The organism is Tautonia sociabilis, from assembly GCF_003977685.1.
GTDB classification, from domain to species: domain Bacteria; phylum Planctomycetota; class Planctomycetia; order Isosphaerales; family Isosphaeraceae; genus Tautonia; species Tautonia sociabilis.
The window spans coordinates 1-13106 of record NZ_RYZH01000013.1 but is presented as its reverse complement, the minus strand read 5'-3'; the positions used below and the strand labels follow the sequence as shown (position 1 = coordinate 13106).

10 protein-coding genes are annotated in these 13106 nt (G+C 68.9%); 4 read left to right on the top strand and 6 right to left on the bottom strand.

Annotated elements, in window-relative coordinates:
- Positions 1-437 precede the first annotated feature (437 nt).
- Positions 438-569 carry a hypothetical protein gene (locus TsocGM_RS27565; protein WP_261341625.1) on the bottom strand — a complete coding sequence of 44 codons (132 nt, stop codon included), beginning with the start codon at positions 567-569 and terminating at the stop codon, positions 438-440.
- Positions 570-1073: 504 nt separating this feature from the next.
- Here TsocGM_RS27565 and TsocGM_RS08335 point away from each other — a divergent pair.
- Together TsocGM_RS08335 and TsocGM_RS08330 are read left to right on the top strand one after the other, a co-directional pair.
- Positions 1074-4223, top strand: coding sequence for a multiheme c-type cytochrome (locus TsocGM_RS08335; RefSeq protein ID WP_233578593.1), 3150 nt, complete (start codon positions 1074-1076; stop codon positions 4221-4223).
- The gene (locus TsocGM_RS08330; RefSeq protein ID WP_126724851.1) at positions 4220-6058 is read left to right on the top strand and encodes a CRTAC1 family protein; all 1839 of its coding nucleotides are present in this window, start codon (positions 4220-4222) and stop codon (positions 6056-6058) included. Before TsocGM_RS08335 ends, TsocGM_RS08330 begins: the two co-directional genes overlap by 4 nt.
- A gap of 178 nt (positions 6059-6236) precedes the next feature.
- On the opposite strand, the gene TsocGM_RS08325 is transcribed toward TsocGM_RS08330, so the two are convergent.
- The 3 genes from TsocGM_RS08325 to TsocGM_RS08315 form a co-directional block, all read right to left on the bottom strand.
- Positions 6237-7511 carry a tetratricopeptide repeat protein gene (locus tag TsocGM_RS08325; RefSeq protein ID WP_126724850.1) on the bottom strand — a complete coding sequence of 425 codons (1275 nt, stop codon included), beginning with the start codon at positions 7509-7511 and terminating at the stop codon, positions 6237-6239.
- Between the two features lie 78 nt (positions 7512-7589).
- Complete coding sequence (locus TsocGM_RS08320; protein WP_126724849.1) at positions 7590-7772, bottom strand: hypothetical protein; 183 nt, start codon at positions 7770-7772, stop codon at positions 7590-7592.
- 162 nt (positions 7773-7934) lie between these two features.
- Positions 7935-8960, bottom strand: coding sequence for a DUF1559 family PulG-like putative transporter (locus tag TsocGM_RS08315; RefSeq protein WP_126724848.1), 1026 nt, complete (start codon positions 8958-8960; stop codon positions 7935-7937).
- A 286-nt stretch (positions 8961-9246) separates the two neighbouring features.
- Between TsocGM_RS08315 and TsocGM_RS08310 the strand changes: the two genes are divergently transcribed.
- Positions 9247-10035, top strand: coding sequence for a hypothetical protein (locus TsocGM_RS08310; RefSeq protein WP_126724847.1), 789 nt, complete (start codon positions 9247-9249; stop codon positions 10033-10035).
- On the opposite strand, the gene TsocGM_RS26920 is transcribed toward TsocGM_RS08310, so the two are convergent.
- Together TsocGM_RS26920 and TsocGM_RS08300 are read right to left on the bottom strand one after the other, a co-directional pair.
- A complete protein-coding gene (locus tag TsocGM_RS26920; RefSeq protein ID WP_261341624.1) occupies positions 10027-11229 on the bottom strand; it encodes a pyridoxal-phosphate-dependent aminotransferase family protein in 1203 nt (400 codons plus the stop codon). The genes TsocGM_RS08310 and TsocGM_RS26920 overlap by 9 nt on opposite strands.
- Positions 11230-11348: 119 nt before the next feature.
- Positions 11349-11999 carry an isochorismatase family protein gene (locus tag TsocGM_RS08300; protein ID WP_126724845.1) on the bottom strand — a complete coding sequence of 217 codons (651 nt, stop codon included), beginning with the start codon at positions 11997-11999 and terminating at the stop codon, positions 11349-11351.
- 283 nt (positions 12000-12282) lie between these two features.
- Here TsocGM_RS08300 and TsocGM_RS08295 point away from each other — a divergent pair, with 283 nt between their 5' ends.
- Complete coding sequence (locus TsocGM_RS08295) at positions 12283-13023, top strand: PAS domain-containing protein (RefSeq protein WP_158633434.1); 741 nt, start codon at positions 12283-12285, stop codon at positions 13021-13023.
- Positions 13024-13106: the final 83 nt, after the last annotated feature.

The following is a 13106-nucleotide window of genomic DNA, read 5'->3' as shown; positions in this document are numbered from 1 at the left end:
GACGACGGGCGTCGGGGCGTCGCGGATCGATCGAGGCGGCTGGCTCCGTCATCAGACCCGAAAGGGTCTGCTCGGGGCTCCCGCCGGGGAGCCATCGGCTCGGCATCGAGGCGCGGGTCGCCGGGCCTCGCTCCCGGGGATCGGGGAGGGAACGGGGCGGATGCCGGGGGCTGGCACCGGGCAACCGGAGGCGCCGGATGCTCCAGGATACCACAACCGGCCCCATCCTCGTCGACCCAACCGCCCCAGCGCGTCGCGGCCGTCCGTCGCCGGAACTCGCCGAGATCCTGTCGATTACGAGGGGAAGCGGCGGAAGGTTCGCTGATCCGGCCCGTCGAACCGGACGGGGACGGTGGTTCCTCGGTAGGCGCTTGACACGCCGGAGCCCTCCCTCCAGACTAGGAGTGTTCTTGCATGTCAACCTCCCATCGTCGCGATCACGTCGTCTCGGAGCCGATCTGGTGCCCGCGTCCCCCGCCTTCTCCCGGCAGGTCGCGTTGCTTGCCGCCCTTCTCGGGGGCGTGCTCGCGGTCGGTTCGGGTCGACAGGCGACGGCGGCGAGTTGCCACGTTCCGAATCGTCCCGTCTTCGGACTCTTTGACGGCGTCGATCCCCCCTCGAGCCCGATCCCCGGGGAGCCCGAGATCGTTGCGCCGGCCCCCGTGCGGATCGCCCCGCTCTGCCCGCTCGAACACCCCGAGCGGCCCTCGTCCCGAGTCCTTGACCTGGGGGGCTCCCTCTTCTCGACCGTCCGGGAGCCGGCCCCTGCTCCCCCTCAGGCCCGGATCCTCCCCCGGTCGACTCGGTTGCACCCCATCTCCTCCCCCTCTCGGATCGATCGCCCTCCTCGGGATCGCTGACCACCCCCGGCCAGCCCCGATTGGCCGACCGGATCGGCGGCCCTCGATCACCTTGCCTCTCGAGGGCCGTTGCCGCGACCACATTCCTTCCCCGCCCACTCGGGGGGATCGGCGGTCGTGCCTCCCGGTCGGTTCGAGTCGGTCCCGATCCCCTGATCCCCGATCCGAACCCCCGTCCTTGAGCGTCGGCCGCCGAGGCCGAGGAGGGCCTGCATGTCCGCGACCGAACGTCCCGAATCCGCGCCGCGACCCATGCGCGATCGCCGCGGGTTCGTCTACACGCCCGCGGTGGGGAAGCGGCTCCGCCCGCTGTTGTGGATGGTGCTCGTCGGCTTCGCCGTGCTCGGGGCCACGGGCATCTACATGGCGAGCGTCACCCTCATCACGTGGCTGAGCGGAGCGCCGCAAGACACGTACTTCTACATGCTGATGGTGGCGCTCCACCTGTTTCTCGGCTTCGTCCTGATCGTGCCCTTCATCGTCTTCGGGTTCGGGCACCTGGTCACGTCCTGGAAGCGGCCGAACCGGGCGGCGATCCGGTACGGGATCATGCTGCTGATCTCGTCGCTGGTTCTGTTGATCTCAGGGCTGGTCCTGGTGCGGATCGAGGGGTTCGAGGTCCGGGATCCGGTGGTCCGGGAAGTGGGCTACTGGCTGCACCTGCTGACCCCGGTGCTGGCGATCGCCCTGTACGTCCGGCACCGGCTGGCCGGGCCGAGGATCAAGTGGCAGTACGCCAGGCTCTGGGGCGTTGGCGTGACGGCCGTCGTCGTGCTCATGGGAGCGATGCACACCCACGACCCCCGGCAGGCGAACAAGCAGGGGCCGAGGGAGGGGGCGAAGTACTTCTTCCCGTCCGAGGTCAAGACCGCCGACGGGAACTTGATTCCGGCTCGGACGCTGATGATGGACGAGTACTGCATGGAGTGCCACCAGGACGCCTACGAGGGCTGGTTCCACTCCTCGCACCACCTCAGCTCGTTCAACAACCCGCTGTATCTGGCCTCCGTCCGCGAGACGCGGGAGGTCTCGATCCGTCGCGACGGCACCCCCCAAGCGTCCCGATGGTGCGCCGGCTGCCACGACCCCGTGCCGTTCCTCTCAGGGAAGTTCGACAACCCGGAGTATGACGACGAGAACGACCCCACGGCCCACGCCGGCATCACCTGCACCGCCTGCCACTCGATCACGCACGTCAATAGCACCCGGGGGAACGCGGATTACACCATCGAGGAGCCCCAGCATTACCCGTTCGCCTTCAGCGACAATGAGATCCTCCAGTGGGTGAATCGGACGCTGGTGAAGGCCAAGCCCGCGTTGCATAAGCAGACCTTCCTCAAGCCGCTGCACAAGACCGCCGAGTTCTGCTCCACGTGCCACAAGGTCAGCCTCCCGTATGAGCTGAACCAGTACAAGGACTTTACCCGGGGTCAGAACCACCACGATTCCTACCTGCTCTCGGGAGTCTCCGGCCACGGCGCCCGCAGCTTCTACTACCCGCCGGTCGCTCGGACCAACTGCACCGAGTGCCACATGAACTTTGTGGCCTCGGACGACTTCGGCGCCCGCAACTTCGACGGCGAGCCCGGCCGAGAGATCCACAACCACCTGTTCCTCGGGGCCAATACGGGACTGGCGGCCGCGCTCGGCCATGAGAACGCCGAGGCCGCCCACGCCGAGTACCTGGCCGACAAGAAGATCCGAGTCGACCTGTTCGGGCTGCGGACGGGGGGAACGATCGAAGGAGAGCTGATCGCCCCGCTCCGGCCGGAGATCCCGGAGCTTGTCCCGGGAGAGTCGTATCTCGTGGAGGTCGTCGTCCGGACGCTTGGCGTCGGCCACCATTTCTCGCAGGGAACCGTCGACTCGAACGAGATTTGGGTCGAGCTGACGGCGAGGTCGGGCGACCGGGTGATCGGCAAGTCCGGCGGCATGGACGACAAGGGATACGTCGACCCATACTCGCATTTCATCAACGTTTACATGCTCGACCGCTTCGGCAACCGGATCGACCGCCGCAATGCGCAGGACATCTTCGTCCCGCTCTATAACCGCCAGATTCCTCCCGGCGCCGGTCAGGTGGTCCACTTCCGGCTCGACGTGCCGGAGGAGGGGATCGCGGGGCCCATCGAGCTGGAGGCCCAGGTCAACTACCGGAAGTTCGACCGCACCTACCTCGACTACGTCTATGGCGAGGGGAAGGGACCCGACCCGGACGAGGACGGCGATCCGGACCCGCTGCCCGTCGTGGTCATGGCGAAGGATTCCATCCGCCTCCCCGTCGCTGGCGAGCCGACGCCGGAGAACCCGCCCTCGCCAATCGCCGAGGAATGGCAGCGGTGGAACGATTACGGGATCGGCCTGTTCCTTGAAGGCGGGGAGACAGGGGCCCAGAAGGGCGAGCTGAAGCAGGCCGAGCCGGTCTTCCTCACGGTGGCCGAGCGCTACGACAAACCCGACGGCTGGGTGAACCTCGCCCGCGTCTACCTGCGCGAGGGGCGCACCGCCGACGCCCTGGAGGCCCTCCGCAAGGCCGCCGCCGACCCCGACTCCTCGGCCAAGTGGACCATCAACTGGCTCACCGGCCAGCTCAACCTGCGGCTCGGCAACGTCGACGCCGCGATCAAGAATTTCGAGGACGTGCTCAGCACCAAGGTCCCCAGCCGGAAGTTCGACTTCAGCCAGGATTACATCGTCATCAACGACCTGGGCCGAGCCCTCGACCTGAGAGGGCGCATCGAGCCGATCGACAGCCCCGAGCGCCTGGCGTTCATGGCGAAGGCCATCGCCACGTTCCGGAGGACGCTGGCCATCGACTCCGAAAACGGCGACGCCCATTACGGGCTGGGCCGCGCCTACGCGGAATTCGTCCCGGATCGCGCTCCCCTGGAGCCCCTCGAGGGACCGCCACCGACCCCCGAGGCGCTGATCGAGGCCGCGGAAGCGGTCGCCAACCGCGAGGCCGCCGCGGCGGACCGCGCTCAGAAGGCCCGGACGCTCGCCAGGGACATCGACGCCTTCGTCACCGGGCCCCGCCCCGAGTTCGCGTCCCGGGTGGGGACGCTGATCGAGGTCGTCGATCGGCTCGGGCCGGCCTGGGAGGCGGCGGACGACCCCGAGGCCCGGGGAGAGGTGTCCCGAGCCCTGGAGGCCGCCCACAAGGCGCTGCACAACTTCGTCCGACCCGACGAGACCGCCGAGGGCCGGGCCCAGCGGATCGCCCGAGAGGCCAACCCGGCGGCGGACCAGAACGCCCAGTCGATCGTCATCCACGACCTGCACCGGCCCGGCGCCCCCGAGCTTCCCGCCGAGGCCAGCCGCACCAAGCCCGAACCCCGAGCGACCAGCGAGGTGACGGAATGACCGCCCCCATTTCCTCCCACGGCCAGGCCGGCCCGGTCCAGGCGATGAACGCCGCCGTGCTGCTCGCCGCCCTCGCCGCCGTCGTCCTGTCGCTGGCCGGCTGCGGAGGCGACTCGGGGGCGGACTACATCCCCGAGGCCGCCGCCCCCGAGCAGGCGCCGGTCGTCGAGACCGCCACGCTGCCGAGCGTTCGATTCGTCGAGATCACCGACGAGGCCGGCATCAGCTTCGTCCACGAAAACGCCGCCCAAGGGGAGAAGCTGCTACCCGAGACAATGGGCTCCGGCGTGGCGGTGATCGACTACGACACCGACGGCCACCCCGACCTCCTCTTCGTCAACCAGCGCCCCTGGGACCTCCCCGAGGACGCCCCCAACGCCCCCTCGCTCGCCCTCTACCGCAACGACGGCACCGGCTCCTTCGCCGACGTGACCTCGGCCGCCGGGCTCGACGTGTCGCTCTTCGGGATGGGGGCCGTCGTGGGCGACATCGACAACGACTCGGATCCCGACCTGTACATCACCACCGTCTCCGGAGGCCGCCTCTTCCGCAACGAGGGGGGGACCTTCGTTGACGTGACCGACGAGGCCGGCGCCGGGGCCGGCGACGGCTGGCTCACCTCCGGGGCGTTCTTCGATCTGGAGAACGACGGGGATCTCGACCTATTCCTCTGCTGCTATGTCGACTGGTCGGCCGAGTACGACCGGGCGCAGGGGTTCCAGCTCGCCGGCACGGGATCCGGCCGAGCGTACGGTCCCCCGACCGCCTTCAAGGGGGACCACTGCGTCCTGCTCCGCAACGAGGGGGACGGTACCTTCGTCGACGTGAGCGAGGCCGCCGGCATTCGGCTCGTCACCGACGAACTGAAAGACCCGATGGCCAAGGCCCTTGGCGTCGCCCCCTTCGACATCGACGGCGACGGCTTCGTCGACCTGGCCGTGGCCAACGACACCTCCCGGAACTTCCTGTTCCGCAACCAGGGCGACGGGACCTTCGAGGAACTCGGCATCGTTTCCGGCGTCTCGTTCGACCCCAACGGCCAGGTCCGAGGGGCGATGGGGATCGACTGGGCCCACTTCCGCAACGACCGGTCGGTGGCCCTGGCGATCGCCAACTTCGCCAACGAGATGACGGCGCTGTACGTCGCCGACGACCCGACCCGGCTGATCTTCAGCGACATGGCCAGCGTCTTCGGACTCGGAGCGCCGACGCAGCCCCCGTTGAAGTTCGGCCTCTTCTTCTTCGACTACGACCTCGACGGCCGTCAGGACCTCCTCTCGGTCAATGGCCATCTCGAATCGGACATCGAGAAGACCCAGGCGAGCGAGCGCTACCAGCAACCCGCCCAGCTCTTCTGGAACAGCGGCAAGCCGGGGTCGACCCTGTTCACCCAGGTCGGCCCCGAGGTCGCCGGCCCCGACCTGTTCACCCCGATCGTCGGCCGAGGCAGCGCCTACCTCGACCTGGATGGTGACGGGGACCTCGACGTGGTGATGACCTCGAGCGGCGAGCGAGCCCGCCTCTTCCGCAACGAGGGGGGGAACGAGCACCACTGGCTTCGCGTCCGGCTCGTCGGCCGCGAGTCGAATCGGGACGGGTTCGGGGCTCGGCTCGAATTAAGAGCCGGCGACGGGGTCCAGTACCGCCAACACTTCACGGCCAAGGGCTACCTCTCGGCCGTCGAGGCCCCGATCACCTTCGGACTGGGCGAAACGTCGAAGGTCGATGCGCTGACCATCACCTGGCCCTCGGGCAAGGTGACCCAGCTCACCGGCCTGGACGCCGACCAGGTCCTCACGATCGACGAGCGGGAAGGCCTCGTCCCCTCCTCCTGATCGGATCGCCGGCCCCGCCTCCGGGCGGGGCCGATGACTCGCCCGGTTCCTCCCGGTGCCCCCGAGATCGCCCAGGCACCCTCGATCCATGCGACAAGGAGCGAGGCGCTGATCTTCGCGTCCTCCCGTCATCGCGCCGTCCGTCACTCGCGGCCTCGCCAGCGATCCTCGACCGTCCTCATGGAGTGGTCTCAAGGGGGGGCTGGCCGTCGTCGAGAAGAGCCAGGGCCTCCTGGGCTCGCTCGTGGAACGGGTCGATCAGCAGGGCGATGTCGAACCAGGCGCGGGCCTCCAGGGGCCGGGAGAGGCGCTGACAGGCCAGACCGATCTCCAGGCAAAGCTCCGGATCATCGATCGTGGCCTTCGCGGAGGCCTGGGCGATCATCTGCCCGAGCAGGTCGTTCTGCCGCACCGTCTCCAAAATCGGAGCGGCTTCCTCGTCGCGTCCCAGCAGGCTGAGCGCCCGGCCGAGCAGGAACAGCGAGAGTCGATCGGACGGGTCATGCCGGACCGCGATCCGGAGCGACGGCAGAGCCGTCTCGGGATCCAGGCGGATGAGGGCGATCTCGCCGAGGGACCTGGCCACGGCGGGGTGGTCGGGAGGCGCTTCGACCAGTGCCTCCGAGGCCGCATTCAGATCGCCCCGCTCGATCGCGATCGAGGCGCGGAGGGCGGCGGCCTCGGGATCCGATCGGGGCAGGGGGGCAAGCAGCCGATCGGCCTCGGCCAGATCCCCCGATCGTTTGATCGCCTCGGCCAGCGTGAGCCTGGAGCGGCGGTCGGTCGGATCCTCGGCGACGAACCGGCGGAGGTGCTCCAGGTCTTTCTCGTAATTCCAGTTGACGTTTCGAATCTTGCTCCAATGCAAGACGTAGCTCGGCGTCAGCTCTCCCAGCTCGGCGAGCGCGGCGAGCTGTAGATCAAGGTCGCGAAGCCGGCGCTGAATGCTGTAGATGAAGCAGAGTTCCCGACGGGCCTGGACGTGCCTCGGCTGCAACTCGATCGCCCGAAGGAAGGAGGACTCGGCCTGGACAGCGCGCCCGAGCCGGATGGCCACCTGCCCCTGGAGGAGCCGGGAGATCGGGGCGATCGGATGATCGTCCGGGATCCGGGAGAGCTCGTCGAGCGCCGCTTCCGGGCGATCGGTCGCGAGGGCGACCTGCGCCCGGAGGAGCCGATCCAGGGGGTTCGGCTCCCGGATTCTCGCCAGGCGGTCCAGCAGCGATTCGGCCAGATCGTGCTGTCCGGCGCGGTACGCATCCTGGGCACGCTGGAGGAGGGAATCCGGCGCCTCGGGCCTCCAAAGCCGAGTCGCCAGGACCAGGAGCCCGAACCCCGCGATCAGGCCGAACACCCTCGCCACCGAGGCGATCCGGGGACGGACCGGTTTCTGGGGCGTGAGCGAGTCGGCCTGAAGTGTCGCGGGTTGCTCGCGGGGGACGGGCCGGGCCATGATGCCGAGTTCCCTCCGGACTGGCGGGCGGGCGAAGGATCGGCCGCTCGGGTCGGTCCCGATGATCCCGAGGGGGTGTCACTGGGCCTTGTTGACGGTCCCCTTCTTGTAATTTTCGAGCATCTGGGCCTTCATCTGATCGAGTTCCTTGGGCGGCTCGTACGCCTCGCCGGTCGGCTCGGGGGGGCTCGGACCGCAACCCGCCAGGCTGACGGCCACGGTCAGAACCATCGCGAAGAGTAGGGTGAGGACTCGGGGCATGGGCTTCCTCGGGGCAATCAGAGTTGGGCCGGATCGTCGGCAAGGGTTCGAGCGGCCCGGCCCCGAAGCGTTGGAGAGCGAACGGAACGGAGGAACGGGGAGGGCGAGGCTCCAGGGAACCTTCGCCCGTTCCCCGATGTGATTGATCGTGCCGCAAGGAGATCAATACTGATCGGCGCTGACGATTTCGCCGCCGTTTCGGGTGCCGATCGCCCACCAGGTTGGCAGGGAGATCGTGTCCTTGATGAACTTCACCGAACCGTCGGCGAAGCAGACGTTGACGCCTCCCGGATGGTTGCTGCTCGGGGGCAAGGCGTTCATGATGTTCCCGTACCCGCCGGTGTTCGGGTCGTTATTGGCCTGGCAGTTGTATCCATTCGGGCCGTTGTAGTGGTTGTAGCCGGACCAGATGATGCAGGAGCCGGGGTTGGTGCCGATCCAGTGGGAGCCGTTGGCCGGGGTCAAGGTACCGAAGGAGGTCTGGCTCCCGGGGATGCTCCGGCAGGCTTGCACGAAGGCCTGGGCGGCGGCGGCGCCGTTGGCCCCCTGGTCGACAGGGCTATCAAGTGAGAGCTTGAAGGCATAGCCGTGCTTGGCCAGGGGATGATCGGCCCGGACGGGAGAGGGGGGGCCGGTGCCGACGAGCATCTCGCTGAAGAGCGCGGTGCTCGAGGTCCCGTCGCGGAGCCGAGCGATGCTCACCGGGCCGACGTTGCTGGGCGGGGGCCCGCCGATGTTCGCCGCGTAGTTTCGCCACGACGAGCCAGGCCCGGCCGCCGGGAGCTCGCCGTCCGAGGGACAGACCATCGTATTCACCAGGGTCCGAAGCACCGTGGCGTTCTGCGGGGAGCCGACGGCCCCGAGGTCGAAGTTCACCGCGGCGTACAGCGCCCCTTGCTCGAGGTAAGGCAGGGTGCACGCCGCCCAGTCGAGCGGCCAGGGGTCGAACACGGGCGTCCCCCAGTGGAGCCGCTCGTCAATGCTGGTGTTGAAGGGAGGGAGCGACTGGTTCGAGTCCACGTAATTATGGACCGCCAGGCCGAGTTGCTTCAGGTTGTTGGTGCACTGGGCCCTTCGGGCCGCCTCGCGAGCGGCCTGGACGGCCGGCAGGAGCAGCGCGATCAAAACACCGATGATCGCGATGACGACGAGGAGTTCGATCAGAGTAAATCCACTGCGCCTCTTCATCGGCGATAGACCCCGTGGAGGAGGTGACGCCTCGCCACCCGGGGCCTCTGGGAAATCCCTTGCCCTCGGGCATCGATGGCGATGGGGGTGGAATTGCCTCGCGGGAGCCACTATCGGCAGACCATCTTGCGAAATCAAGAACGCAGCGTGTGCGTTTGGTGCCCAATCCGAGAAGAGGGCCCGTTTGCATCAGTCGGCCGGTTGGTTTACCTTCCCGAGGATGGTTGCCTCGGAGAAGTACCGAGCGGTTCTCTCCCATTCTCATCGCTCTCTCGGGTGATCGCCCATGGCTACCGATCGCTCCCCCGGCGGCGCCGATTCCCTGCCGAGCGCGACGTCGACTCCCCACCCCACGGAGTCTCCCTCGACTCCCGGGCGAGGTCAGGCCCTCCTGGTGACGGCGGGGGCCGCCCTCGGCGCGCTGCTCGCCTGGGGTCTCGGGGAAACCCCGATCGTTCGGGTCCCCCCCCAGCAGAGCAACCTCGTCGTCATGGGCCAGGTAACGCAGACGGTCGCCACCACGGCCGAGGCGATTCAGGAGGCGGATCGCCTGACCGCCATCCGGAGCCTGGCGGCGTTCGGGGCGCTCGTCGGCCTGGCGCTGGGCGCCGCCGGCGGCGTTTTCAGGAGGAGTCGCCGGGCCGCCGTGAAAGCCGGGGCGCTGGGGATGCTCCTTGGGGGGGGGCTCGGGGCGGTCTCGCCGCTGGGAGCGCTGCCCCTGCTCGAAGCGATCCGCACGCCCGGGACGCAGGACCTCCTGCCTTCTCTTACCATGCACCTCGCCCTCTGGATCCCTTCGGGCCTGGCGGCGGGTCTGGCGTTCGGAGTGGGGAAGGGGGAGTCGAAGGGGGGGCTCATCGCGTCGGCGGGCGCCGGGGCGTGCGGCGCCGCCCTCGGGGCCGTGGCCTTCCAGTTGCTCGGGACGCTCGCCTTCCCGATGGCCGGGGTGGAGAAGGTTCTGGCGGCGACGCCGATCAGCCGCCTGTTCGGTCGGCTGATCGTCGCGTTGGGGATCGGCCTGCTGGTGGGTCGGGCGGCGGGGGGAGGACGGCAGGCCGGTCGGGCGTCAGGCTGAGGCGGCGGCCGGGGAGCCGGCGTAAACCTCGGCCGCGGCGGCGAGGGAGGCGCCGGGGTCGACGGAGGCGCCGAGGTCTCGGAGGCAGGTTTCGAGCGCGGCGAGCACCAGGGTGACCGACTCGCGGCGGGAGCCGTAGCCCATGAGGCCGATCCGCCAGGCCTTGCCCTTCAGGTCGCCCAGGCCGCCGCCGATCTCGACATTCCACTCGGCGAGCAGGCGCTTGCGGACGGTCAGATCGTCGACCCCCTCGGGGATGGAAACGCAGTGCAACTGCGGAAGGCGGTGCCCCTCGGCGGTCACGTGGTCGATCCCCATGGCCTTGAGGCCGGCGGCGAGGGCCCGGGCGTTGAGCGCGTGGCGGGCGAACCGGGCGTCGAGCCCTTCTTCGAGCACGCTCGCCAATGCCTCTCGGAGGGCGAACGTCATGTTGATCGGCGCCGTGTGGTGGTAGAAGCGGTCGGAGCCCCAGTACCGGCCGATCATCGTCATGTCGAGATACCAGGACTGGACCTTGGTCTTGCGGGCCTGGATCGCCTGCATCGCCCTGGGTCCGAACGACACCGGGGCCAGCCCCGGCGGGCAGCTCAGGCACTTCTGGGTGCCGGAGTAGGCGGCGTCGATGTCCCAGGCGTCGAGCTCGACGGGGACGCCCGCGAGGGAGGTGACGGTGTCGATGGCGATCATCGCGCCGTGCTCGTGGGCGATCCGGGCGATCTCCTGAACCGGCTGCAGCGCCCCGGTGGACGTCTCGGCGTGGACGATGCCGACGAGCTTGGGGCGGTCGCGCTGGATCGCCTCCTCGACCTCCTGGGGATCGAAGACCTCTCCCCAGGGGCGGTCGATCCGGGAGACCTCGGCGCCGGCTCGCTGGGCGACGTCGACCATCCGGCCGCCGAAGACGCCGTTGACGCAGACGAGCATCCGGTCTCCCGGTTCGATGAGGTTGACCACCACGGCTTCCTTCCCCGCGGAGCCGGTGCCCGAAACCGCCAGGGTCATCGGGTTCTCGGTGCGGAAGACGAGGCGGAGCATCGCCTGCATTTCGTCCATCAGGCCGACGAACTCCGGGTCGAGGTGGCCGACCAGCGGCATCCCCAGGGCCGAGAGGACGCGGGGGGGCACGTTCGAGGGCCCGGGGCCGAGGAGAACGCGAGGGGAGGGCTCCAGGGGCTTCGAGGCGGGGATGGACACGGCGAAAGATCCTTCGAGTCGGAAGAGGGCGGGAGGGTCCGGATCGTCACCCCGACGTGCGGAGCGGTGCGGTTCCCGTCGCGTCGGGGAGAGGGATGCTCGATCGCGAGCCCGGTCGTTCATTCGGTCGCGGAATCGGGGGAGCGGTCGATGGGCCGGGTGCGGATCTTGAACTCGCCCTTCTCCCGGTCCTTCTCCTTGCGCTTCCGAGGGGGGGAGAAGTCCCGGACCAGGGCGCTGACCGCCTTGAACTCGGGGCGGTCGGCCGTTTCGGCCCATTCGAAGAGGACGGCCTCGGTGGTGGAGATGACCACGCCGGCCCGCTCCATCCGACGGAGGGCGAATTCCCAGTCCATCTTGCCGCGGGAGGCGATCGCGTCGGCCGGCACCTGGACGTGGAAGCCGCGATCGATGAGCTCCAGGGCGGTCTGAGCGACGCAGACGTGCGCCTCGATGCCCGCGAGGGTCAGGTGGCGGAGATCCCGGCCCCGGAACTGCTCCTCGAGCCCGGGGACGCCGCAACAATGGAAGGTCATCTTCTCGGCGCGCTCGGGGACCAGCTCGGCGACCTCGGGGACGGTCGGACCGAGCCCCCGAGGGTATTGCTCCGTGGCCCAGACGGGGATCGCCAGCAGTTGAGCCGCTCGGATCAGGCGGACGGCGTTGGCCACCACGAGGTCGCCGTAGCGGATCGGGGCGAGGATCTTCGCCTGAAGGTCGACGACAAGCAGACCGCCATCTCGGGCGGTCAGGCGATCGGGAGAAGACATCGCAAGCCCCCGGCGATCGATCGATCGGATCTCCGCCGATGCTACGGCGGCCTCGGCCGGGGTGTCAAGCGCCCACCTGGGACGGCCGCTCCCCGGCTCGACGGCGCCGGGGAGCGGTCCGGGGCTCGGAAGAGAACCGGTGGAGGCGATCGATCCTTCATCAATCGCTTGCCCGGCCGGTGCCGGCTTGGGTAGGATGAGGCCGGGTCCGAGGGCCCCGGAGAAGCGGGGGCCATCTCGGGCCCGGAGAGCCCAGTCCGCGGCGCCGGGGAGGTCGCCTCGCGTGTCCGAGAAGCCTCGTGTCTTGGTCATCGATCGCGAGTCCGACCCCGCGTTGCCGGCCCGCTTCGCCCTGGACGACTCCGTTGAAATCGTCCAGGCCCGCACCATGGCCCGGGCACTCTATTTGCTCCGGGAGCAGTCCTTTGAGGGCGTCTTCGTCTCCGCCGCCCAGCTCTCGGCGGTGCGCTGGGCGGGAATGCTGATCCAGTCGGACGAGATCCTCGAAGCGATCGCCGACGGCGTGGCGGTCGTGGAGCCCGACTCGCTGCGGATCCTCTGGTACAATCCCGAGTTCCGCAACCTGGCGGTGGTCGAGGGCGACCCAATCGACCGCCCCTTCTTCGAGGTGCTCGACAACCCCGAGCGGTGCGAGCCCGACCTCTGCCCGTTCGCCCAGGCGGAGGAAACCAAGCGGCCCGCCGGCTGTATCCTCAAGCTGGGGACGGGCAACTACTTCCGGCTCAACGTCACCCCGATTCTCGACCTCGACGGCGGCATCCAATCCCTGATCGCGCTGACCCGGGACATCACCGACGAGGTGCTCCAGGAGCAGAAGGTCCGCGCCATCAACAAGGCCGGCGAGGAACTGGCCGACCTGACCCCGGACGAACTGAGCGCCCTGCGGGTCGACGAGCGGATCGACCTGCTCAAGTACAATATCGTCCGGCACTTGCGGGATCTGCTGGGGCTCGACTTCAGGCTCTGTCGCAAAGAGAGCCGAAATGGGGGTGGGCCCGGTTGACAGTTTCGATGGAAGGGGAGGCACCTTCGTGGTGGACTGGGTCACAGCGACAATCGCCAGCACCCCGAAGGGCCCCCCCGATG